At 69.1% G+C, this 21,931-nt stretch carries 21 protein-coding genes; 12 read left to right on the top strand and 9 right to left on the bottom strand.

The window, feature by feature from the left end:
• Positions 1-97: 97 nt before the first annotated feature.
• Both GGQ63_RS06820 and GGQ63_RS06825 read right to left on the bottom strand, forming a co-directional pair.
• Positions 98-1,252 (bottom strand): polyamine ABC transporter ATP-binding protein, encoded by a 1,155-nt coding sequence (locus GGQ63_RS06820; RefSeq protein WP_183853867.1) that lies wholly within the window; start codon positions 1,250-1,252, stop codon positions 98-100.
• Between the two features lie 62 nt (positions 1,253-1,314).
• Positions 1,315-2,424 (bottom strand): polyamine ABC transporter substrate-binding protein, encoded by a 1,110-nt coding sequence (locus GGQ63_RS06825; RefSeq protein WP_183853870.1) that lies wholly within the window; start codon positions 2,422-2,424, stop codon positions 1,315-1,317.
• A gap of 223 nt (positions 2,425-2,647) precedes the next feature.
• Between GGQ63_RS06825 and GGQ63_RS06830 the strand changes: the two genes are divergently transcribed.
• The 5 genes from GGQ63_RS06830 to GGQ63_RS06850 all read left to right on the top strand — a co-directional run bounded on the left by GGQ63_RS06830 (position 2,648) and on the right by GGQ63_RS06850 (position 8,325).
• Positions 2,648-4,048, top strand: coding sequence for a type I glutamate--ammonia ligase (locus tag GGQ63_RS06830; RefSeq protein ID WP_183853872.1), 1,401 nt, complete (start codon positions 2,648-2,650; stop codon positions 4,046-4,048).
• A gap of 135 nt (positions 4,049-4,183) precedes the next feature.
• Positions 4,184-4,477, top strand: a complete 294-nt coding sequence (locus GGQ63_RS06835; protein WP_343061098.1) for a GIY-YIG nuclease family protein — start codon at positions 4,184-4,186, stop codon at positions 4,475-4,477.
• Between the two features lie 135 nt (positions 4,478-4,612).
• Positions 4,613-5,989 (top strand): aspartate aminotransferase family protein, encoded by a 1,377-nt coding sequence (locus GGQ63_RS06840; protein WP_183853876.1) that lies wholly within the window; start codon positions 4,613-4,615, stop codon positions 5,987-5,989.
• On the top strand, positions 5,986-7,263 hold the full coding sequence (locus tag GGQ63_RS06845; RefSeq protein ID WP_183853878.1) for an NAD(P)/FAD-dependent oxidoreductase: 1,278 nt from the start codon (positions 5,986-5,988) through the stop codon (positions 7,261-7,263). Before GGQ63_RS06840 ends, GGQ63_RS06845 begins: the two co-directional genes overlap by 4 nt.
• 141 nt (positions 7,264-7,404) lie before the next feature.
• On the top strand, positions 7,405-8,325 hold the full coding sequence (locus GGQ63_RS06850) for a hypothetical protein (RefSeq protein ID WP_183853880.1): 921 nt from the start codon (positions 7,405-7,407) through the stop codon (positions 8,323-8,325).
• 34 nt (positions 8,326-8,359) lie between these two features.
• Here GGQ63_RS06850 and GGQ63_RS06855 read toward each other — a convergent pair whose 3' ends face one another.
• On the bottom strand, positions 8,360-9,442 hold the full coding sequence (locus tag GGQ63_RS06855) for an AbrB family transcriptional regulator (RefSeq protein WP_183853882.1): 1,083 nt from the start codon (positions 9,440-9,442) through the stop codon (positions 8,360-8,362).
• Positions 9,443-9,614: 172 nt separating this feature from the next.
• Between GGQ63_RS06855 and GGQ63_RS06860 the strand changes: the two genes are divergently transcribed.
• The 7 genes from GGQ63_RS06860 (at position 9,615) to GGQ63_RS06890 (ending at position 16,635) form a co-directional block, all read left to right on the top strand.
• Positions 9,615-10,772 carry an AAA family ATPase gene (locus GGQ63_RS06860; protein ID WP_183853884.1) on the top strand — a complete coding sequence of 386 codons (1,158 nt, stop codon included), beginning with the start codon at positions 9,615-9,617 and terminating at the stop codon, positions 10,770-10,772.
• 100 nt (positions 10,773-10,872) lie between these two features.
• Entirely contained in the window at positions 10,873-11,229 is a 357-nt protein-coding gene (locus tag GGQ63_RS06865; protein ID WP_183853887.1) for a YciI family protein, read from the top strand.
• A gap of 15 nt (positions 11,230-11,244) precedes the next feature.
• Positions 11,245-12,495, top strand: coding sequence for an RNA polymerase sigma factor (locus GGQ63_RS06870; protein WP_183853888.1), 1,251 nt, complete (start codon positions 11,245-11,247; stop codon positions 12,493-12,495).
• A 207-nt stretch (positions 12,496-12,702) separates the two neighbouring features.
• Entirely contained in the window at positions 12,703-13,566 is an 864-nt protein-coding gene (locus GGQ63_RS06875) for a CerR family C-terminal domain-containing protein (RefSeq protein ID WP_183853890.1), read from the top strand.
• Positions 13,563-14,528, top strand: a complete 966-nt coding sequence (locus tag GGQ63_RS06880) for an HlyD family secretion protein (protein WP_183853892.1) — start codon at positions 13,563-13,565, stop codon at positions 14,526-14,528. The genes GGQ63_RS06875 and GGQ63_RS06880 overlap by 4 nt, the downstream gene beginning before the upstream one ends.
• Complete coding sequence (locus tag GGQ63_RS06885; RefSeq protein WP_183853894.1) at positions 14,525-15,475, top strand: ATP-binding cassette domain-containing protein; 951 nt, start codon at positions 14,525-14,527, stop codon at positions 15,473-15,475. The genes GGQ63_RS06880 and GGQ63_RS06885 overlap by 4 nt, the downstream gene beginning before the upstream one ends.
• A complete protein-coding gene (locus GGQ63_RS06890) occupies positions 15,472-16,635 on the top strand; it encodes an ABC transporter permease (protein WP_183853896.1) in 1,164 nt (387 codons plus the stop codon). The genes GGQ63_RS06885 and GGQ63_RS06890 overlap by 4 nt, the downstream gene beginning before the upstream one ends.
• Before the next feature lie 15 nt (positions 16,636-16,650).
• Here the strand turns inward: GGQ63_RS06890 and GGQ63_RS06895 are convergent, their stop codons facing one another.
• From GGQ63_RS06895 to cysG, 6 genes are all read right to left on the bottom strand, one after another.
• Entirely contained in the window at positions 16,651-16,983 is a 333-nt protein-coding gene (locus GGQ63_RS06895) for a 2Fe-2S iron-sulfur cluster-binding protein (RefSeq protein ID WP_183853898.1), read from the bottom strand.
• A 9-nt stretch (positions 16,984-16,992) separates the two neighbouring features.
• Positions 16,993-17,511 (bottom strand): DUF934 domain-containing protein, encoded by a 519-nt coding sequence (locus GGQ63_RS06900; RefSeq protein ID WP_183853900.1) that lies wholly within the window; start codon positions 17,509-17,511, stop codon positions 16,993-16,995.
• Positions 17,512-17,584: 73 nt separating this feature from the next.
• Positions 17,585-18,331, bottom strand: a complete 747-nt coding sequence (locus tag GGQ63_RS06905; protein ID WP_183853902.1) for a phosphoadenylyl-sulfate reductase — start codon at positions 18,329-18,331, stop codon at positions 17,585-17,587.
• Positions 18,318-19,979 (bottom strand): nitrite/sulfite reductase, encoded by a 1,662-nt coding sequence (locus GGQ63_RS06910; protein WP_183853904.1) that lies wholly within the window; start codon positions 19,977-19,979, stop codon positions 18,318-18,320. Before GGQ63_RS06910 ends, GGQ63_RS06905 begins: the two co-directional genes overlap by 14 nt.
• Positions 19,979-20,296, bottom strand: a complete 318-nt coding sequence (locus tag GGQ63_RS06915; RefSeq protein ID WP_183853906.1) for a DUF2849 domain-containing protein — start codon at positions 20,294-20,296, stop codon at positions 19,979-19,981. The genes GGQ63_RS06910 and GGQ63_RS06915 overlap by 1 nt, the downstream gene beginning before the upstream one ends.
• A gap of 7 nt (positions 20,297-20,303) precedes the next feature.
• Entirely contained in the window at positions 20,304-21,716 is a 1,413-nt protein-coding gene (cysG, locus tag GGQ63_RS06920) for a siroheme synthase CysG (RefSeq protein WP_183853908.1), read from the bottom strand.
• Positions 21,717-21,931 lie beyond the last annotated feature (215 nt).

Below are 21,931 nucleotides of genomic sequence, written 5' to 3' on the forward strand. Positions count from 1 at the left end.
GCCTCCCGCTCGGCGCATCGCGCCCGCGTCGCCGCCGTCTCGCCTGCGGGAGAGCGCCGGCCTCACCGTCTCGCATGCAACCGCCATGGTGTTCCCCCTACCGCGTCAGCACGACGCCACCGTCGCGCGACCAGGAGAGCCAGACCTCGTCCTCCCAGGTGATCGGCCGCTCGACGAGCCGGGTGCGGTTGGCGATCGTCGCCTTCACCGTGGCGCCGGTGGCGAGCCGGACATGATAGATCGAAACGTCGCCGAGATAGCCGATGTCCCAGACCGTGCCTTTCAGCGCGTTCTTCGTGGGATCGGCCGGCGGCTCAAGGCCGATCGTCACCTTCTCGGGACGGATCGCAAACCAGGCCTCGCTGCCGGGCGCGGCCTCGACCGGCTGGCTCGTCTCGACCGTCGCGCCCGTACCCGCGCATTCGAGCCGCGCCCCGTTGCCCGCCGCCGGTGCCAGCCGGCCCTCGATCAGATTGATGTCGCCGATGAAGTCCGCGACATAGCGCGAATTCGGCAGCTCATAGATCTCGGCCGGCGTCGCCACCTGCACGATCTTGCCGTGATCCATCACGGCGATCCGGTCGGCGACGGTCATCGCCTCCTCCTGATCGTGGGTGACGATGATGAAGGTCATGCCGAGCTTCATCTGCAGGTCGGTCAGTTCGAACTGCGTCTCCTCGCGCAGCTTCTTGTCGAGCGCGCCGAGCGGCTCGTCGAGCAGCAGCACTTTCGGCTTCTTGGCGAGCGAGCGGGCGAGCGCGACGCGCTGCTTCTGGCCGCCGGAGAGCTGGTGGGGCTTGCGCCGCGCAAAGGGCCCGAGCTTGACGAGCGCCAGCATCTCCTCGACGCGGGCGGCGATCTCCGGCTTCGGCATCTTGTCCTGTTTGAGCCCGAAGGCGATGTTGTCCCACACGCTCATATGCGGGAACAACGCATAGGACTGGAACATCATATTGGTCGGCCGGCGGTAGGGCGGCACGCCGACCAGATCCTGCCCGTCGAGCAGAACATGGCCCTCGGTCGGCTCCTCGAAGCCGGCGATCATCCGCATCAGCGTGGTCTTGCCGCAGCCCGACGGCCCGAGCAGCGCGAAGAACTCGCGTTCGTAGATCCCGAGCGACAGGTGGTCGACCGCGGTGAAATCGCCGAACCGTTTGGTGACGTTGCGAAATTCGATGAAGGGTCGTGCCTTCGGATCATTCCACGGCGCAAAGGAACGCCGGATCGGCCCGATCGCCTTGTCTGCTGCCACGCTTCAGAACTCCCCAGCCCCGCCGCAGGAAAAGGCCCGGCCGAAGCCGGGCCTCCCGAAGTTTAGGTCCCGCTCTTGATCCGCGTCCAGAGCCGGGTCACCACACGTTGCACCTTCGGGTCGTTCGGCGTCGTCGTGTAGAGCTTGGCGAGCACGTCCGCCGACGGATAAATCGTCGGATCGTCGAGGATCTCCTTATTGACGAACTTCTGCGACTCGAGATTGCCGTTCGGATAGTTGACGTAGTTCGTCGCCTTGGCGATGACTTCCGGCTTCTGCAGATAGTTGATGAAAGCATAGGCCGCATCGGGATTCGGCGCGTCCTTCGGGATCACCATGGAATCCATCCACAGGAGGGCACCCTCCTTGGGGATCGTATAGGCGATCTCGATGCCGTTGCCGGCCTCGACGGCGCGGTCGCGGGCCTGGAGGATGTCGCCGGAGAAGCCGAAGGCAATGCAGGCGTCGCCATTCGCCAGCGCCTCGATGAACTCCGAGGAATGGAACTTGCGGATATAGGGCTTCACCGAGGAAAGCAGTTCCGCGGCCTTTTCGAGATCCTCGGTCTTCTTCGAATCGGCCGGCAGGCCGAGATAGTTGAGCGCGGCCGGCATCACATCGTCCGCCGAATCGAGGACATAGATGCCGCAATCGGCGAATTTCGCCGCTACTTCGGGCTTGAAGATCATATCCATCGAGTTGACCGGAGCATCGGCCATCCGGTCGGCGATCATCTTCTTGTTGTAACCAATGCCGGTGGTGCCCCACATATAATTCACGGCATACTGGTTGCCCGGGTCATAGGTGGCGAGCCGCTCATAGATCGCCGGCCAGGCATACTGAAGGTTGGGAATCTTCGCCTTGTCGAGCGGCTGGAAAACGCCGGCTTCGATCAGGCGCTGCATGTTGCGGTCGGTCGGCACGACGATGTCGTAGCCCGATCCACCGGCGAGCATCTTCGTCTCGACCATCTCGTTCGAATCGAAGACGTCGTAGACGACCTTGATCCCGGTCTCCTTGGTGAAATCGTCGAGGATCGTCGGATCGATATAGTCCGACCAGTTGTAGATATGGACTTCCTGCGCCATTGCGGCACCGCCGAGCGCGGCCGCGAAGGCGGCGGCGATCACAGCACGCGGCGCCGTCGCGCCGATCAAACGGGAAAAACTCATCTCTTGCCCTGCCTTTCGCTCGAATTCGGTTCGGCTCGCGTCCCCGGCGGCGAAGGTTAGTGTGCTTGCGGCGGTGCGACAACAGCGAGATGGCGGGCGCGGCGTCATGTTCGTGCGGTTGCGGGCTGCCGGTCGTGTTGCCGCAGCGTCCGGGCGATTGCGCGCGGTTGACTCGGACCCGGCCTCCGATCACAGAATCGCCGGGGAAACGAAAGGATAGAGCGTGGCCAGACGCAAAAAGGGGGAGAAATCGCCCGCCGACAACGTGCGGGGGGTGGCCTCGCTCGACGAGGCGCAGGATTGGCTTCGCGCCCGCGGCATCGAGGACATCGAATGCATCGCGCCGGATCAGGCCGGCGTCGCTCGCGGCAAGATGATGCCGGTGTCGAAATTCCTCGCCGGGCCGACCATGTCGATGCCGGGTTCGATCCTCACCCAGACGATCACCGGCGACTATCCGCACGACGACGACCTCTATCACAACGACGCCGCCGACGCCGACATCCTGTTCGAGCCCGACTTCTCGACCCTCACCGTGGTGCCCTGGGAGAACGATCCGACGGCCCAGCTCATCCATGACGGCTTCCACCGCGACGGCCGTCCGGTCGAGACCGCGCCGCGCCAGGTGCTGCGCCGGATCGTCGAGCTCTACGCGAAGCGCGGCTGGAAGCCCGTCGTGGCGCCGGAGATCGAGTTCTACCTCGTCAAGCCGAACACCGATCCGGACTACCAGCTCGAGCCGCCGATGGGCCGTTCCGGCCGGCCGGAGGCGGCGCGCCAATCCTATTCGATCGCCGCGATCAACGAGTTCGACGACCTCTTCGACGACATCTATGACTTCTCCGCCGCGCAAGGGCTCGAGATCGACACGCTGATCCACGAGGAGGGCGCCGCGCAGATGGAGATCAACCTGCTGCACGGCGACCCGCTCACCCTCGCCGACCAGGTCTTCCTCTTCAAGCGGACGATCCGCGAGGCGGCGCTGCGGCACAGCATGTACGCCACCTTCATGGCGAAGCCGATGATGCGCGAGCCGGGATCGGCGATGCACATCCATCAATCGGTGCTGTCGACGGAGACCGGCCGCAACATCTTCTCCGACTCGGACGGCGACCCGACCGACGAGTTCTTCGCCTTCATCGGCGGCTCGCAGAAATACCTGCCGGCGGTGATGTGCATCCTCGCCCCTTACGTGAACTCCTACCGCCGGCTGGTGCGCGGCTCTTCAGCGCCGGTCAACACGCAATGGGGCTACGACAACCGCACGGTGGGCCTCAGGATCCCGAACTCTTCGCCCTCCGGCCGCCGCCTCGAGAACCGCCTGCCCTCCTCCGACGCCAACCCCTATCTCGCCATCGCCGCCTCGCTCGCCTGCGGCTATCTCGGCATGACCGAGGGGCTGAAGCCGGGCGAGCCGGTGCAGGGCTCGGCCAATTCCGACGAGATCGACCTGCCGCGCGGCCTGCTCGAAGCGGTGGCGCTGTTCGAAGACTGCGAGGAACTGGTCGACATCTTCGGCTCCTCCTTCGTCACCACCTACCGCGCGATCAAGCGGGCGGAGTTCGAAACCTTCATGGAAGTGATCAGCCCCTGGGAGCGGGAGTTCCTGCTGTTGAACGTGTGAGGGTCGCGCTGTGTTCGAGTGGCGCGCAGGGAACGATGCAGCACAGGCCCTTGCCTCATCGGAGTAGAGAAGCGTCGCTCGGCGAGATGGGTCCCGGGTCTCCGCTGCGCTCCGCCCGGGATGACGGAGGATGCGGTGCTTCCCTCGGTCTACATCGTCACGAATTTCTACAACGGCACGCTCTATGTTGGCGTAACCAGCAACCTGGTGCAAAGAGTCTGGCAGCACCGCGAAGCCATATTCGAAGGCTTCACCAAGGAGCACGAACTGAAGAGGCTGGTGTGGTACGAAACCCACGCGACCATGGAAGCGGCGATCGCCCGGGAAAAGCTGCTGAAGCGTTGGCGCCGGGCATGGAAACTGGAGCTCATCGAGAAGATGAATCCGCGTTGGGCGGACCTCTACGATGAGATCGCTTCTTTCCACTAAAGATACGGCCCGTCATCCCGGGCGAAGCGCAGCGGAGACCCGGGACCCATCAAGCCGTGCGACGCCCGATCTTCGCGCCTTCCCGCCGCCCTCTTCGCCGCGCAAACGAAAGCCTCCAGGTCCGACACCACGACCATGATCTCCAACATCACCGCCGACTACCGTGCCCGCGATGCGGCGCATCATCTTCATCCCTTTTCCGAGATGCGGGCGCTCAATGCCGAGGGCAGTCGCGTCGTGGTGCGCGGCGAAGGGAGCTGGATCTGGGATTCGGACGGCCGTCGCGCGCTCGACGGCATGTCGGGCCTCTGGTGCGTCAACATCGGCCACGGACGGCGCGAGATCGCCGCTGCGGTCACCCGCCAGATGGCCGAACTCTCCTATACCAACACCTTCTTCAAGAGCACGCATCCGCCGGCGATCGCGCTCGCCGAAAAGATCGCGACGCTGACCCAGCCGCACCTGTCGCACGTCTTCTTCACCGGCTCCGGCTCGGAGGCGAACGACACCGTCGTGCGGATGGTGCGGCACTATTGGGCCGAGCGGGGAAAGCCCGCAAAGCAGGTGATCATCAGCCGCCGTAACGCCTATCACGGCTCGACCATGGCCGGCGCCTCGCTCGGCGGCATGAAGCCGATGCACGCGCAGGGCGGCCTGCCCATTCCCGGCATCGTCCACCGTGCCCAGCCCTACTGGTTCGGCGAGGGCGGCGAAATGAGCCCGGAGGAATTCGGCATCGCGGCGGCGCGCGACATCGAAGCGGCGATCGAGGAGATCGGCGAGGACAACATCGCCGCCTTCATCGCCGAGCCGATCCAGGGCGCCGGCGGCGTGATCATCCCGCCCGAGACATACTGGCCGGAGATCGCCCGGATCCTCGCCGGCCGCGAGATCCTCACCGTCGCCGACGAGGTGATCTGCGGCTTCGGCCGCACCGGCCGCTGGTTCGGCTCGGATTTCTTCGGCATCCGGCCCGACCTGATGTCGATCGCCAAGGGTCTCTCCTCCGGCTATCTGCCGATCGGGGGCGTCGTCGTCTCCTCGGCGGTGGCCGAGGTGCTGTCGGCGAACGAGTTCAACCACGGTTTCACCTATTCGGCTCATCCGGTGTGCTGCGCCGCCGCGCTCGAAAATCTGCGCATCCTCGAAGAGGAGAGGCTCGTCGATCGGGTGGCGGAGGAGATCGGCCCCTATCTGCAGCGTGGCTGGCGGGCGCTCGCCGACCATCCGCTGGTGGGTGAGGCGCGGATGGTCGGCCTGATCGGCGCGCTCGAACTGGTGCCCGACAAGCCGTCGCGCAGCGTCGCCTTCCCCGACACCGGCAAGGTCGGCACGCTCGCCCGGGATCTCTCGATCGCGAACGGTCTCGTCATGCGGGCGGTGCGCGATTCGCTGATCATCGCGCCGCCCTTCACCCTTTCCTTCGAGGAGGCCGATTTCCTCCTCGCCGCCGCCCGGAAGACGCTCGACGACACGCTCGACGCGGCGCGCCGGCTCGGGCTCAAGGCATGAGGGCGCCGCACGCGCCCTCCTTCTATGCGGCGACCGCCGATGCCGAACTCGCCTTTCCCCCCCTCGAGGGCGACACGCGCGCCGATGTGGCGATCGTCGGCGGCGGCTATACCGGCCTGTCGGCGGCGCTGCATCTCGCCGAGGCCGGCGTCGACGTCGTGCTTCTGGAGGCGGAGCGGGTCGGCTGGGGCGCCTCGGGGCGGAACGGCGGCCAGCTCCACACCGGCCAGCGCCGCGACCAGGACTGGCTCGAGGCGCGGCTCGGCCTCGCCCCGGCACGCGCGCTGTGGACGATGGCCGAGGAGGCGAAGGCGCTCGTCCACGACCTGATCGCCCGGCACGGCATCGATGCGGAATGGCGCCCAGGCCTCGTCGAGGCGGTTCACAAGCGCCGCATGGTGCCGCACGAGCGGGCCTATGCCGAGCGGCTCGCCCGCGACTACGGCTACCGGGACGCCGAATGGCTGGAGCCTGACCGGCTCGCCGCGATGATCGGCACGGACGCCTATTTCGGCGGCCGTCTCGACCGCGGCGCCGGCCATCTCCACCCGCTCAAATTCGCCCAAGGCCTCGCCCGCGCCGCGGCGAAGGCGGGCGCCCGGCTCCACGAAGGGACACGCGTCCGCCGCCTCGCCACGGGCGCGAAGCCGACGCTCGAGACGGCGCGCGGCCGGGTCACGGCGGACATCGTCGTGCTCGCCGGCAATGGCTATCTCGACGGCATAGACGGCACGGTCGAAGCCCGCGTGCTGCCGATCAAGAACTTCATCCTGACCACGGAGCCGATCGGCGCCGGCGCGGCGGGCGGCCTTCTGCCGGGCGGCGAGGCGGTCTCCGATTCCCGCTTCGTCGTCTATTACTGGCGGCCGACGGCGGACGGGCGGCTGCTCTTCGGCGGCGGCGAGACCTATTCGCGGACCGATCCGCGCGACCTGTTCGCCTTCGTGCGGCGGCATCTCCTGCGCATCTATCCCGGCCTCGCCGATACGCCGATCTCGCACGCCTGGGGCGGCACGCTCGCCGTCACGGTGAAGCGCCTGCCCTATATCCGCCGGGCGCGGCCCGGCGTCTATGTCGCCTCGGGCTATTCCGGCCAGGGCGTGGCGCTCGCGCCCTATGGCGGCAAGATACTCGCCGAGGCGATCCGCGGCGACCCGGCGCGCCTCGACACCTTCGCCGCCCTGCCCGCCCCGGCCTTCCCCGGCGGCACGCTGCTCCGCTACCCCGCGCTGGTCGCGGGGATGACGTGGTACGCGCTCCGGGACCGGATTTGACGGTTAGCAGATTGGCCCAACCCTTGATTCTCCCCGTAAATTCTTCCGCCAGGCCCCACTCTCGATTGGCGAGCTGTTCATGATCCACTACTCTTGGGAGGCAGCTGCAAAGTCGGCCCCAATCCATGTTGAGAATGCCCGATGGACCATCAAGCAAACGACCCCGGCCCAAGCCAAGCCGCCCCGCATGGTCACAGAAGAGGCCTGCTCAAAGTAATCTTTGATAAAATTACGGAGCACATAGTAGGATCCATTGTACTTTTCTGCCTTGTCTCGGCTACTACAGCAGGTACTGTTTTATGGAGTAGCTATGATATAGAAATCACTAAGTTGCCATCAGAGGCTAACTCAATAGTTGGTCCTACCGGTAACATCACTCTCAATCAATCCTCCGACATCCGGATGGCATGGGTTGCTTTCCCTTTTCAAAGCAGCAAGGCGTGCCTCGACCGAGTGCGAGAATGGGTAAAATGGCGCGAGTTTGCGTCGATTGTCTTTTGGCACTCGCCAGACCAAGTCAACTTTACCGAGCGACGCGGCATTCGGATCGGCGCGCGCTGTATCGTAGAGAATAGCAACCGATTAACAATAGTCTTACTCGCATCTACTGATCTCGATGCACTGACCGAGGCATGGGATTCTTTCAAATCCTACTATAGCGCGTCCATTGGAGGAGACCGGAAAGCGATACTCTCCTCGGCGGGTACAGATTGGGTGGGTCCGGCATTCGAAGTGGTGTCCGAAGTTATCCGAGTGCCCCTAGGCACAGAAGATAAAGAGAAATTTGAATTAATAAATGAAATTCCTCCTCCCATGATAACGTATTTTGAAAGTAAAAAAGGCAGGATAGGACGCTGCGGGACACGAAGGACACAATTATTTCGGATATGCAACGTCACCTTTCCTGGACTTATGCTAATAATGCATATGGAAGTTGAAGATGGTGAAATATTAATACTGGTAAGCGGATTCTCTGAATCGATCGGAGAGGATCTCATATGGTCGCAAGACGACATACGTACCCTCCTACTTGGGATACCCGGCGCCAAGCTTGAAACGTAGGCTTCAGTGACGGTGAGCGCTATCGCGTTACCTCTCACGGCGGAGGCGGTGGCAGGCGGCGGGAGACGAGGCGGGAGAGGGCGGGGCCAAGCAGGAGGACGATCAGGAAGCGCAGCGTCTGCAGCGCCATGACGAAGGACAGGTCGACATGGCTCGCGGCCGCGATGATCGCGACGGTATCCATGCCGCCGGGACTCGTCGCCAGATAGGCGGTGAGCGGGTCGATGCCGACGAAATGCGCGAGCAGCCAGGCGAGGCCGCCGCAGAAGGCGATCAGGAGCAGGATGGAGCCGAGGATCTGCGGCAGGGCGCGAAAGGCGTGGCGGAGCGCCTGCCGGGTGAAGGCGCCGCCGATCCGCCAGCCGACGATCGCATAGGCGAGCGCGAGCAGCGCCGGCGGCAGCTCGATCGCCATCAGCCCGGTGCCGTGCAGCACCGCGCCGGCGACGAGCGGCACCAGCATAGAGCCGGCCGGCACGCGCAGCTTCACGCCGACGAAGCCGCCGACCGCCGCGAGCGCCAGCGTCTCGCCTAAGGCGAGGAGGTCGAGCGGCGGAAACCAGACGACCGCCGGCGGCGCGGCGCCCGAGGTGTCGACCATCAGCCCCGCGATCAGCGCCGCCGCCCCGGCGACGCAGACGACGCGCAGATACTGCATGAAGGCGACGAGGCGAGCGTCGGCCCCGAACGCCCCCGCCATGATCACCATCGCGCTCGCCGCGCCGGGGGTCGAGCCCCAGACGCCCGTCGTGCCCGGCAGCACGCGCCAGCGGCTCATCAGGAAGCCGAGCAGGCTCGACGCGGCGAGCGTCGTCAGGACGACCGCGAGGAGGAGCGGCCAGTCGTCGAGGAAGGAGACGAGGATCGAGGGCGTGATCGAACGGGCGACGAGGCAGCCGACGACCGCTTGCGCGGCGAGAAAGGCGATCGGCGGCGGCCGCACGGTGCCGCCATTCGTCGACAGGAGAATCGCCGCGATCATCGGGCCGAGGAGGAGCGCCGCCGGCAGCGCCGCCCATTCGAGCACGGCGACGAGCGCGACCGTGCCGGCGACGAGCGCCGCCCACTGGACAGACGGCGGCAGGACCCTTGCGGGCGGTTCCGACCCCTCATCCATCGGCGTCTCTCCTGCGCTGCACCGCAACACGGGGCTCATAGCCCAATCGGCGGCGGGGCGGGCGCGAAAATGGCACTATCGGCGACAGGACACCTTCTCCGCTCCGGCGGCATTGGTCATTCTCGATGCGCCGGCGGCCGGGCCGGCGCCACCGAACCGGGAGGCCCCGCGCTTGATCCACACCCTCGCCATTGCCGGCTACCGGTCGATCCGCAGCCTCGTCCTGCCGCTCGGCCCGCTCACGGTGATCACCGGCCGCAACGGCACCGGCAAGTCGAGCTTCTATCGCGCGCTCCGCCTGCTCGCCGAAGTGGCGCAGGGGCGCGTCGTCGCCGCGCTCGCCGCCGAGGGCGGCCTCGCCTCCACGCTGTGGGCCGGGCCGGAACGGATCGGCGCGGCGGTCCGCCGCGGCGAGCGGCCGCTCGAGGGGACGGTGCGCGGCGGGCCGGTGAGCTTGCGGCTCGGCTTCGCCGCGGAAGACTACGGCTATGCGATCGATCTCGGCCTGCCGGTGCCGCAGAACGGCTCGATGTTCAACCGCGACCCGGAAGTGAAGGCCGAGGCGGTCTGGGCCGGCGACGTGCTGTCGCGCCGCAACGCCTTCGCCACCCGGGCCGGCCCTGCGGTGACAGCGCTCGGTGCGGACGGTCGGCGGCGCGTGCTGATCGGCGACCTGCCGCCCTATGAGAGCATGATGACGCATGCGGCCGACCCGCAGAGCCTCGCCGAACTGCTCGTGCTGCGCGAGCGGATGCGGCGCTGGCGGTTCTACGACCATTTCCGCACCGATGCGGCGGCCCCCGCCCGCGCGGCGACGGCGGGAACACGAACGCCGGCGCTCGCCGCGGACGGCGCCGATCTCGCCGCGGCGCTGCAGACGATCCGCGAGATCGGCGATGCCGCCGCGCTCGATGCGGCGATCGACGACGCCTTTCCCGGCGCGACGGTGGAGATCGGCGAGACGAACGGCGCCTTCACGGTCGGCATGCGGCAGAAGGGACTGCTGCGTCCGCTCGCCGCCGCCGAACTTTCGGACGGGACGCTCCGCTATCTGCTCCTGCTCGCGGCGCTGCTGACGCCGCGTCCGCCCGGCCTGATCGTGCTCAACGAGCCGGAGACGAGCCTCCATCCCGACCTCCTGCCTCCCCTCGGAAGGCTGATCGGCGCGGCGGCCACGCGCTGCCAGATCGTCGTCGTCACCCACGCCGCGCCGCTCGCCGAGGCCCTCGCCGGGTGCCGCGGCCTCGTCCGGCACGAGCTCGAAAAGCCGTTCGGCGAGACCGAGGTCGAGGGCCTCGACGCGCCCGCCTGGGAATGGCCGCCGCGATGAACCGGCTCAGGCAAGAAAAGCGGGCCGGCTGTCCATCGGGGCTCGCCGCGCGCGACATCTCTGCGGCGGACGACGCCATCACCGATCACAGGAGACGGACATGCGCTATCTCTATCTTCTCTATCTCGAGGAAGGCGGCTGGGACGCCATGACGCCGGAGCAGCAGGCCGAGGGTGAAGGCGCCTACATGGCCTATACCGAGGCGCTCCAGACGGCCGGCATCCTCATCGGCGCCAACCGGCTGCAGCCCAGCCCCTCGGCGACGACCGTCCGGCTCACCGGCGGCAAGAGCCAGGTGCTCGACGGACCCTATGCCGACACGAAGGAACAGCTCGGCGGCTATTATCTCGTCGAACTGCCGGATCTCGACCAGGCGCTCGCCTGGGCCGCCCGCTGCCCGACGGTCGGCCACGGTGTCGTCGAGGTCCGGCCGGTCTGGCCGCCGCGGACCGGCTGAGGCGGGAGGGCGGCGATGGCGGCGGAGCGGGCGCGGCGCACGGCCGAGGCGGTGGCACGGCACAGTTACGGCAAGCTCGTCGCCTTCCTCGCCGCCGCCACCCGCGATCTCGCGGGGGCCGAAGACGCGCTCGCCGAAGCCTTCGCGACAGCGCTGCGCGACTGGCCGGAGACCGGCTGCCCGGACAATCCGGAGGCCTGGCTGCTGACGGTGGCGCGGCGGCGGATGGTCGATGCCGGACGGCGAAGCCGTACCGGGACGGCCGCCGCCGAGACCCTGCGGCAGCTCGCCGAGGAACGGGCCGGCGACACGGCGGGCGAACTGCCGGACCGGCGACTGGCGCTGCTCTTCGCCTGCGCCCATCCGGCGATCGATGCCGGGATCCGCGCGCCGCTGATGCTGCAGACGGTGCTCGGCCTCGACGCGGCGGCGATCGCCTCGGCGTTCCTCACCTCGCCCGCCGCGATGGCGAAACGGCTCGTCCGGGCGAAGGAGAAGATACGCGCCGCCGGCATTCCCTTCGCGCCGCCCGGGCGGGACGAGCTGGCGCCGCGGCTCGCCGCCGTGCTCGACGCCATCTATGCCGCCTTCGCCGAAGGCTGGAGCGACCCGGCCGGCACCGACCCGTCGCGGCGCGACCTGCCGGAGGAAGCGCTCTTCCTCGCGCGGCTGATGGCCGAACTGATGCCGGACGAGCCGGAGGCGCTCGGCCTCGCCGCGCTGATGCTGCATGCCGAGGCGCGGCGGCCGGCCCGGCGCAGCGCGGACGGCGACTATATCCCGCTCGAGGCACAGAACCCCGCACTCTGGGACGGGGCGATGATCGCCGAGGCCGAGAGGCTGCTCCGCCGCGCGGCCTCCCGCCGCCAGCCCGGCCGCTACCAGATCGAAGCGGCGCTGCAATCGGCCCATGCGGACCGTCGCCGCAGCGGCCGCGACACGAGCCGTGCCGTGGCGGCCCTCTATGAGGCCCTCTTCGCCCTCACCGGCTCGCCGGTGGTGGGGCTCAACCGCGCCGTCGCAATCGCCGGGACCGAGGGACCGCAGGCCGGCCTCGCCCTGCTCGACGGACTCGCCGCGGACGGACGGCTCGCCACCTATCAGCCCTATTGGGCGGCGCGCGCCGCCCTGCTCGCCGCGGCGGATGCCGTGGACGAGGCGGTACACGCCTATGAGATCGCCATCGGCCTCGCCGCGGACCCGGCGGTGCGGCGTTTCCTCGAAACGCGCCGGCAGGCGCTGCAGCCGCCGCCGCCGCGGCCATGACGCGCGGCGGGGCCGCGGGGGTAGCCCGGATCACCGACTGGCCGGTGATCGCGTCGGCCGATCCCGGCCTCGCCCGTTCGGTGGTGCGTTCGGCCTCGCTCCCGGAAGGGCGTCGCACGTGCCCGGCTGTGCCGGAGGGCCGCAACAGTCAGTCGATCGATTGACTAAATCGATCGACTGATTTAGGCGGAGACCAAGGAGACCGAGATGGACCCGAGAGCGACCTCCACCCTCTTCGCACCCGATTCGGCGCCCCTCGCCCGGCAGGACGGCCCGTATGGCGGGGAGCAAGACGCAAGCGCCGAGGGGCGACGGCCGGCGGAGCTCGACGGCGGCGCCTCATCCGTAGCGGCTGCAGTCGACGCGGCGGCCGAGGACAGGGCGGAGCGACGGACGCCGGCCTCCCGGCATTATCGCCGCGCCAAGGCGGACCGCGGCGGCGAAACGCGGCAGCGGCTCGTGCTGGCCGCGCTCGACGTGTTCGGCCGCTACGGATTCGAGGCGGCCCCGACGCGCGAGATCGCCCGCCGGGCGGACGCCAATCTCGCGGCGATCGTCTATCATTTCGGTGGCAAGGACGGGCTGCACCGCGCCGTCGCCGACTATGTCGTGTCCCGCATCGGCAGCCAGCTCCGCCCGACGCTCGAAGCGATGGCGACGGGCGATCTCGCCGCCCTGTCGAGGGCGCAGGCGATCGAGCGTCTGCAATGGCTGGCGCAGAGCCAGGTCGAGCTGATGCTCGGCACGACCGAAGCAGAACTCTGGGCGCGCTTCGTGATGCGCGAGCAGATGGAGCCCTCGGCGGTGTTCGAGGTGATCTTCGACTTCATGGCCGGCGCGCACGAACTGATCTGCCGGCTGGTCGGCATCGCGCTCGGCGAGGATCCGGCGAGCGACCGCGTCCGCATGCGGGTGTTCACCCTGCTCGGCCAGATCCTCGTCTTCCGCTTCTGCCATCCCGTCGTGTTGCGCCGGCTGAACAAGAAGAGCCTGACGGCCGAGGACCGGGCAGAGGTGGCGGCAATCCTCGCGGACAATTTCGAGGCGATCCTGCTCGGGGTGGCGCGATGAGAAGGGCAGCCCTCGGGCTCGCCCCGATCACGCTCCTCCTCGCCGCCTGCAGCGGCGAAACGGGCGAGGATGTCTATCAGGGCTATGTCGAGGGCAAATACGTGCTGGTCGCCGCGGAGAGCGCCGGCCGGCTCGACGCGCGGCCGGTACGTCGCGGCGAGACCGTCGAGACGGGCGCAGCGCTCTTCACGCTCGACACGCGCGTCGAGACGGCGGCGCTCGCCGAGGCCGAGGCGCGGCTCGCGCAAGGACAGGCGCAGCTCGCCGATCTGCGCTCCGGCAAGCGCCCGGAGGAGATCCGCGTGCTCGACGCCGAGCTCGCCGAGGCGGAGGCGAGCGAGCGGGCCGCCGGGCAGACCTATCGGCGCACCCAGGCGCTGACCGCGCGCGCCGTCTCCGCACGCGCCGAGCTCGACCAGGCGCAGGCCTCGCTCGATGCGGCCCGCGCCCGCACTGCGGCGGCGCGGCAGAACCGGCTCGTCGCGACGCTCGAGGCGCGGCCGGAGACGATCGCCGCGGCCGAGGCGAATGTCGGAGCGCTGGGGGCGGCCGTCGAGACGGCCCGCACGGCCCTCGCCCGCCGCTCCGCCGCGGCGGTCGCCGCGGGCCGCATCGAGGAGACCTATTTCGAGCCGGGCGAGTTCGTCGCGGCCGGCCAGCCGGTGGTCTCGCTGCTGCCGAAGGGGGCGGCGATCGCCCGCTTCTACGTGCCCGAACCGGTGCGCGCCCGCTTCGCGCCCGGAAGCCGGGTGGCGCTCGCCTGCGACGGCTGCGCCGCGGGCCTTTCCGCGACCGTCGAGAGCGTCGCGACCGATGCCGAATACACCCCGCCGGTGATCTATTCCGAGGCGAGCCGCGCCAAGCTCGTCTTCCGCGTCGAGGCGCGGCTCGACGGGGCGGCCGCGACGCTCGCGCCCGGCCAGCCGGTCGACGTGCGGCCGCTCGAAGGGAGCGGGACGTGAGCGACGAGACGGTCGTCGCGATCAAGGGCCTCACCAAGCGCTTCGGAGAGAAGACCGTGGTCGACGCCGTCGATCTCGAAGTGCGGCGCGGCGAGATCGTCGGTTTTCTCGGACCGAACGGCTCCGGCAAGACGACCACCATCCGCATGATCTGCGGCCTGCTGCGGCCCGATGCGGGCGAGGGCACCGCGCTCGGCTTCGACATCCGCACCCAGTCGGAGCGGATCAAGCGCGAGGTCGGCTACATGACGCAGCGTTTCTCCTTCTACGAGGACCTGACGATCCGGGAGAATCTCGACTTCGTCGCGCGGCTCTACGCCCTGCCGGACCGCCGCCGCGCGGTCGACGCGACGCTCGACCGGCTCGGGCTGAAGACGCGCCAGAACCAGCTCGCCGGCGCCCTCTCCGGCGGCTGGAAGCAGCGCCTCGCGCTCGCCGCTTCGATCATGCACGCGCCGAAGGTGCTCCTCCTCGACGAGCCGACCGCCGGCGTCGACCCGCTCGCCCGGCGCGAGTTCTGGGACGAGATCCATGCCCTCGCCGAGGACGGGCTGACCGTCCTCGTCTCGACCCATTACATGGACGAGGCCGAGCGCTGCCACCGCATCGTCTACATCGCCTATGGCCGCATCGTCGCGCGCGGCACGGTCGGCGAGGTGATCGCACAGTCGGGCCTCTCGACCTATGTCGTCACCGGCCGCGAGGTCGCCGCCGTCGCCCGGGCCGTGCGGGGCGCGCCGGGTGTCGCTCAGGTGGCGCTGTTCGGCAGCGCGCTGCACGTCGTCGGCACCGATGACGGTCTCCTCGGCGCGGCGGTCGATGCGGCGGCGGAAGGGCGGGACGTCACCACCGCGCGCGGCGAGACGAGCCTCGAGGACGTCTTCATCCGGCTGATGGACGTCGCCCGCGCCGACGACCCCTCCAACCGGCCGGAGGCCGCGGCATGAGCGCCGCACACGCCCGCCGGACCGCCGCCGACTTCGTCTCCGCCTCGCGCATCGCCGCGCTGATGGTCAAGGAGATGATCCAGATGCGACGCGACCGGCTGACCTTCGCGATGATCATCGGCGTGCCGATCCTGCAGCTCGTGCTGTTCGGCTATGCGATCAACATGGATCCGAAGCGGCTGCCGACCCTCGTCGTCGCCGCCGACAACGGCCCGGTGGTGCGCACCGTCCTCGCCGGCATGCAGGCGTCGGGCTATTTCGACGTGCGCGTCGGGCTCGCCACCGAGCGCGAGGTCGAGGCGGCGATGGCGGCCGGCACCGTGACCTATGCGATCACCTTCCCGCCCGGCTTCGAGCGCGACTTCGTGCGCGGCGACCGGCCGCAACTCCTCGTCGAGGCGGACGCGACCGACCCCGCCGCGACCTCCAACGCGCTCGGCGCGCTGCAGCCGATCCTCGAAAGCGCGTTCCGGCCGGAGCTCGTCGGCCCGCTCGCCGCCCGCGCGCCGTCGGCCCTGCCGGTCGATCTCGTCGTGCAACGGCGCTACAATCCGGAAGGCATCACCTCGCACAACATCGTGCCGGGCCTGCTCGGCACCATCCTCACCATGACGACGATCCTGATGACGGCGCTCGCGCTCACCCGCGAACGGGAGCGCGGCACGCTCGAAAACCTGATGGCGATGCCGGCGACGCCGCTCGAGATCATGATCGGCAAGGTGGTGCCCTATATCGGCCTCGGCTTCGTCCAGGTGGCGGTGATCCTCGTCTGCGCGCGGCTGCTCTTCGCCGTGCCGATGGCCGGCTCCTTTCCGCTGCTGCTCGCCGCGACGCTGCTCTTCATCGCCGCCAATGTGACGCTCGGCTACACCTTCTCGACCGTCGCGCGGACGCAGATGCAGGCGATGCAGATGACCTTCTTCTGGTTCCTGCCGTCGATCCTGCTCTCGGGCTTCATGTTCCCGTTCCGCGGCATGCCGGTCTGGGCGCAATGGGTCGGCGAGGTGTTCCCGCTCACCCATTACCTGCGCATCGTCCGGGCGATCATGCTGAAGGGCAGCGGCCTCGCCGACCTCGCCCCGCAGATCTGGCCGCTCGCCGCCTTCTGGCTCGCCGTCGGCACACTGGCGCTGCTCAGGTATCGTCGGACGCTGGATTGACGGTGTGCCGGGCCGCTACGCCGCCATCTCCTCCGGCTCGCTGCCGGGGGCGAGGCGGACGCGCAGGCCGTCGAGCTCGTCCGACATCAGGATCTGGCAGGAGAGGCGCGAGGTCGGCTTGACCGCCATCGCGTCGTCGAGCCGCTCTTCCTCCTCGTCCGTCATCGGCACGAGACGGTCGAGCCAGTCGGCGTCGACATAGACGTGGCAGGTGGCGCAGGCGCAGGCGCCGCCGCATTCCGCCTTGATGCCGATGCCCCAGTCGCGGATCACTTCCATGACCCGCCAGCCCTCGAGCGCCTCGAGCTCGTGCTCGGCGCCCTTGTGGTCGGTGACGAAGATCTTCATGCGCGCGTCCTACTCGGCCGCCGCGGCGGGGCGGCGGATCCAGGGGCGGGTTCCGGCGGGCACCTCGCCCACCTCGCCGGCCGGCTGGAGATATTCCTTCACTTCCGGCCAGCGCCCTTCGCGCAAGCCCTGTTCGACGAGCGGATTGTCGACCGCGAAGGCGTCGAAGCCGACCCGCAGCAGGAAGGGCACCTGATCGAGGAAGAAGTCGCCGACCACCCGCAATTCGCCGCGATAGCCTTCGCGGTCGCGGATCAGCCGGCCGATCGAGAAGGCGCGGCCGTCGGCGAATTTCGGCATCTCCACCGCGATGACGGCGAGCCGGCCGAGATCGGGCACGAGGCCGCTCCAGTCCGCGCCCGGCGGCACGACGATGCCGAGCGGCGCCGATCGGGCGATGAGTGTTTCGCGCTCGTCGAGATAGCGGCCGAGCGAGACGAGCACCGCCTCGCCGGGCGCGATCGCCTCGTCATCGGCGGCGCGGCGGAACGGATCCTCGACGAAACGGCGGTTCTTCCACAAGGCCATGGTCAGTTCCCAGAAGAGGGCGCGATCATCCGCGGCGGCGCGCCGTCCGTCATCGCCCAAGCCGGCGGCGCGGTCAAATCCCGCTCCCGTCCGCTTCGAGCCCGAGATGGATGCCGCATTCGGTCTTGTCCAGCCCCCGCCAGCGACCGGCGCGCTCGTCCTCGCCCGCCGCGACCTTCGAGGTGCAGGGCACGCAGCCGATCGAGGGATAGCCCTCGGCGACGAGCGGATGGGCGGGCAGGCCGTGTTCGGCCGCATAGGCCTTCAGGTCGGCCGAGGTCCAGCCGGCGAGCGGATTGACCTTGATGCGCGCGCCGTCGGCCTCGAAAACAGAGAGCGCCGCCCGCGTCGCGGCCTGGAAGCGCTTGCGGCCGGTGAACCAGGCGTCGAAGCCGGCGAGCGCGCGGGCGAGCGGCTCGGTCTTGCGGATCTGGCAGCAGGCGTCGGGGTCCCGCATCCACAGCGCCTTGTAGGGATCGGCATTGGCGAGCTTCGCCGGGTCCGGCCCGACGGTGCGGACATCGGCGAGGCCGAGCATCTCGATCAACCGGTCGCGATGGGCGAGCGTCTCGGGAAACAGCCGGCCGGTATCGACGAAGACGACCGGGATCGCCCGGTCGACCGAGGCCGCCTGATGGAGCAGCACGGCGGATTCCGCGCCGAAGCTCGAGACCAGCGCGATGCGGCGGCCGAACAGGTCGAGCGCGCGGGCGACGATCTCGCGCGCCGGACGGTCGCCATGCGCCGCGTTGAGCCGCGCGAGGTCGGGCGCTGCGGAGGGTGCGGCCGCGTCGAAGGCGAGCGCGTCAAGCGGCGCCATAGAGGGCTTCCTTGAACGGCGCCTGGCCGAGGCGCCGATAGGCGGCGAGGAAGCTCTCGTCGGGTCCGGTGCGTTGCGCGAGATAAGTGTCGACCACGGTCTCGACCGCATCGACGATCTCCTCGGTCGAGAAGCCGCGGCCGACGATCTCGCCGATCGAGGCGTCCTCCGCGCCCGAGCCGCCGAGGGTGATCTGGTAGAATTCCTCGCCCTTCTTCTCGACGCCCAGAATGCCGATATGACCGACATGGTGGTGGCCGCAGGCATTGATGCAACCCGAGATCTTGATCTTCAGCTCGCCGATCTCCCGCTGCCGCGCCGCGTCGCCGAAGCGGTCGGAGAGGCGCTGCGCAATCGGGATCGAACGGGCATTGGCGAGCGCGCAGTAGTCGAGCCCCGGACAGGCGATGATGTCGGTGATGAGGCCGGCATTGGCGGTGGCGAGCCCCGCCGAGACGAGCTCGTCATAGACCGCCTTCAGATCGGCCTCCGCGACATGCGGCAGAACGAGGTTCTGCTCGTGGCTGACCCGCAGCTCGTCATGGCCGTAGCGCTCGGCGAGATCGGCGACGGCGTCCATCTGCGCCGCGGTGGCATCGCCCGGCGTGCCGCCGATCGGCTTCAGCGAGACCGTCGCCGCGACATGGCCGGCGACGCGGTGCGGCACGGTGTTCTGCCGCACCCAGGCGTCGAATTCCGGATCGGCGGCGCGCGCGGCGGCGAGCGCCGCGGCGCCGTCCTCGCGCGGCCGCACCGACGGAGGAAGGTCGAAATAGGCGCGGATGCGCTCGACCTCGCCCTGCGGCAGCTTCAGCGCACCGCGGCGGATACGCTCCCACTCCTCCTCGACCTGACGGCGGATCTCCTCCTCGCCGGTCTCGTGCACGAGGATCTTGATGCGGGCCTTGTATTTGTTGTCGCGCCGGCCGGAGAGGTTGTAGACGCGCAGCACCGCCTCGCAATAGGAGAGCAGGTCCTCCTCGGGCAGGAAATCGCGGATCTTCTTGGCGATCATCGGCGTGCGGCCCTGGCCGCCGCCGACATAGACCGCGAAGCCGGGCCGGCCGTTCTCGTCCTTCTTCAGATGCAGGCCGATGTCGTGCACCTGGATCGCCGCGCGGTCGCGCTCGGCGCCCGTGACCGCGACCTTGAACTTCCGCGGCAGGAAGACGAATTCCGGATGCAGCGACGACCACTGCCGCAGAATCTCCGCATAGGGCCGCGGATCGGCGACCTCGTCCGCGGCGACGCCGGCGAAATGGTCCGCCGTGACGTTGCGGATGCAATTGCCCGAGGTCTGGATGGCGTGCATCTCGACGGAGGCGAGCTCGGCGAGGATATCGGGGATCTGCGACAGGGCCGGCCAGTTGAACTGGATGTTCTGCCGGGTGGTGAAATGGCCGTAGCCGCGGTCATAGGTGCGTGCGATATGGGCGAGCATCCGCATCTGGCGCGCGTCGAGCGTGCCATAGGGGATGGCGATCCTGAGCATATAGGCGTGCAGCTGCAGATAGACGCCGTTCATCAGCCGGAGCGGCTTGAACTGGTCCTCGGTCAGCGCGCCCGAGACGCGCCGCTCGACCTGGTCGCGGAACTGCGCGACGCGGGCCGCCACGAAATCCTGGTCGAATTCGTCATAGCGATACATCAGGGCGTTCCCGACTGGGCGGCGACGCGGGCCTCGAACTCGGCCTCGCCATAAGGGACGGTGGGCCCGGCGGCGCGGATACGTTCGCGCAGGCGCACCGGGACCGGCACGCCCGCCTCGACCGTCGTCTCGATCTCATAGGGCTCGACGACGATCCGGGCATCGTGCTGCGCCTTGCCGTGGGCGAGCGCGGCGGCGAGCTCGTCGGGCGCGATCACGCGCGCGCCCGCGAGCGCCGTCGTCCAGCCGCCGGACGGATCGAGAAACACGACGAGACCGTCGGACAGTCGGTTGGCGGTGACGAGGAAGAGCGCCATCGGGACCTCAGGCGGCGAGCGCCGCGCGGGCGAGCGGGGGCACGGCGACCGCCCCCTCCGCCACCACGGCGCCGATGATGAAGACCACGGGCGCTGCGGAGCCCGAAAGATCGGCGAGTGCGGCGAGCCCGTCGAGCCGGCCGGCATGGCTGCGGCGGTCGGGCCGCGAGGCGTTCTCGACCATCGCGACAGGGGTCGAGGGGGCGAGGCCGTTCTCGATCAGTTTCGCCGCGACCTTCGCGGCGACCGAACGGCCCATATAGACGGCGACCGTGGCCCCCGAAAGCGCGAGCCCCGCCCAATCCGGCAGGGTGTCGCCGCGCAGATCATGGCCGGTCGCGAAGACGAGGCTCGACGCGGCACCGCGCAGCGTGAGCGGGATCTCGGTCTCGGCGGCCGCGGCGATCGCCGCGGTGACGCCCGGCACGATCTCGAAGGAAATCCCGGCCTCGCGCAGCGCCGCGATCTCCTCGCCGGCCCGGCCGAAGATCAGCGGGTCGCCCGATTTCAGCCGCACGACGCGGCGACCGTCCTTCGCCTCGCGGACCAGGATGGCGTTGATCTCGTCCTGGCTCGCCGCGTGCGCGCCCTTCGCCTTGCCGACATAGAGGCGGAGCGCATCGCGCCGGCCCATGGCGACGATCGTCTCGGGGACGAGCTTGTCGTAGACGATGACGTCCGCCTCCTGGAGCAGGCGCTGGGCGCGCAGCGTCAGGAGGTCCTCGGCGCCCGGTCCGGCGCCGACCAGCGCGACATGGCCGCCGGCTGCCTCCGGCCGCTCCAGTACCGCGACGGCGTCACCTTCCGCGCCGGCGAGATCGCCCGACAGCGCCCGCTGCGCGATCGGGCCTGAGAAGAAGCGCGCCCAGAAGCGGCGGCGGCCTTCGCCCGGCGGGATGGCCCGGGCGACGCGCGCCCGCAGCCGGTCGGCGAGGAAGGCGAGATCGCCGAAGGCCGGCGCCAGCATCGCCTCGATCCGCGCCCGGACATGGCGGGCGAGCACGGGCGCGGCCCCCTCCGAGCCGATCGCGACGGCGAGCGGCGCCCGGTTGACGAGGGCGGGCGTATAGAAATCGCAGAGCTCCGGCCGGTCGACGACATTGACCGGCACGCCGGCGGCCTTCGCCCGATCCCGAACGATCCGGTCTTCGCTTTCCTCGCCGGTCGCGGCAAAGACGAGCGCGGCGCCTTCGAGATCGCCGGTTTCCGGCAGGCGCGGCACGATCTCCGCTCCGGCAGCGATCGCATCCGCGGCGGTCGCCGCCTCGATCGCGGGGGCGTAGAGGACGAGCGTGGCCTTCGTTTCGGCGACGAGCCGCAGCTTTGCCGCGGCTTCCACGCCGCCGCCCACGACGGCGACGCGCCGGCCATCGACGACATGGAAGGCAGGGAAGACGCCGAGCTTGCGGCGATCGGCCATGCGCCGGACTCCTCGGGGCGCGCCCGCGGGCGCAGGCTGAAACGGTTCCAGCCTATTTAGGCGAAGCCGGTCCCGCCCGCGACGACGGCGCTTCCAATCTTTCCCCTCCTCGCGGAAAAAGAATCCAGTCCGCAGCGTTTCCGCGCCAGCCCGCGGTGATCGCGCAGCACCTTATGGATGAAGGCTTTTTCGGGTCGGCGAAGCATGTGGTGGCG

The organism is Prosthecomicrobium pneumaticum (genome assembly GCF_014199915.1).
GTDB lineage: Bacteria > Pseudomonadota > Alphaproteobacteria > Rhizobiales > Kaistiaceae > Prosthecomicrobium > Prosthecomicrobium pneumaticum.

What these genes read in the sequence shown, in the direction of transcription:
- GGQ63_RS06825 (WP_183853870.1), bottom strand. Translation starts at nt 2,424, where the DNA reads ATGAGTTTTTCCCGTTTGATCGGCGCGACGGCGCCGCGTGCTGTGATC.
- GGQ63_RS06840 (WP_183853876.1), top strand. Translation starts at nt 4,613, where the DNA reads ATGATCTCCAACATCACCGCCGACTACCGTGCCCGCGATGCGGCGCAT.
- GGQ63_RS06845 (WP_183853878.1), top strand. Translation starts at nt 5,986, where the DNA reads ATGAGGGCGCCGCACGCGCCCTCCTTCTATGCGGCGACCGCCGATGCC.
- GGQ63_RS06850 (WP_183853880.1), top strand. Translation starts at nt 7,405, where the DNA reads ATGGACCATCAAGCAAACGACCCCGGCCCAAGCCAAGCCGCCCCGCAT.
- GGQ63_RS06855 (WP_183853882.1), bottom strand. Translation starts at nt 9,442, where the DNA reads ATGGATGAGGGGTCGGAACCGCCCGCAAGGGTCCTGCCGCCGTCTGTC.
- GGQ63_RS06865 (WP_183853887.1), top strand. Translation starts at nt 10,873, where the DNA reads ATGCGCTATCTCTATCTTCTCTATCTCGAGGAAGGCGGCTGGGACGCC.
- GGQ63_RS06870 (WP_183853888.1), top strand. Translation starts at nt 11,245, where the DNA reads ATGGCGGCGGAGCGGGCGCGGCGCACGGCCGAGGCGGTGGCACGGCAC.
- GGQ63_RS06875 (WP_183853890.1), top strand. Translation starts at nt 12,703, where the DNA reads ATGGACCCGAGAGCGACCTCCACCCTCTTCGCACCCGATTCGGCGCCC.
- GGQ63_RS06880 (WP_183853892.1), top strand. Translation starts at nt 13,563, where the DNA reads ATGAGAAGGGCAGCCCTCGGGCTCGCCCCGATCACGCTCCTCCTCGCC.
- GGQ63_RS06890 (WP_183853896.1), top strand. Translation starts at nt 15,472, where the DNA reads ATGAGCGCCGCACACGCCCGCCGGACCGCCGCCGACTTCGTCTCCGCC.
- GGQ63_RS06895 (WP_183853898.1), bottom strand. Translation starts at nt 16,983, where the DNA reads ATGAAGATCTTCGTCACCGACCACAAGGGCGCCGAGCACGAGCTCGAG.
- GGQ63_RS06900 (WP_183853900.1), bottom strand. Translation starts at nt 17,511, where the DNA reads ATGGCCTTGTGGAAGAACCGCCGTTTCGTCGAGGATCCGTTCCGCCGC.
- GGQ63_RS06905 (WP_183853902.1), bottom strand. Translation starts at nt 18,331, where the DNA reads ATGGCGCCGCTTGACGCGCTCGCCTTCGACGCGGCCGCACCCTCCGCA.
- GGQ63_RS06910 (WP_183853904.1), bottom strand. Translation starts at nt 19,979, where the DNA reads ATGTATCGCTATGACGAATTCGACCAGGATTTCGTGGCGGCCCGCGTC.
- GGQ63_RS06915 (WP_183853906.1), bottom strand. Translation starts at nt 20,296, where the DNA reads ATGGCGCTCTTCCTCGTCACCGCCAACCGACTGTCCGACGGTCTCGTC.
- cysG (WP_183853908.1), bottom strand. Translation starts at nt 21,716, where the DNA reads ATGGCCGATCGCCGCAAGCTCGGCGTCTTCCCTGCCTTCCATGTCGTC.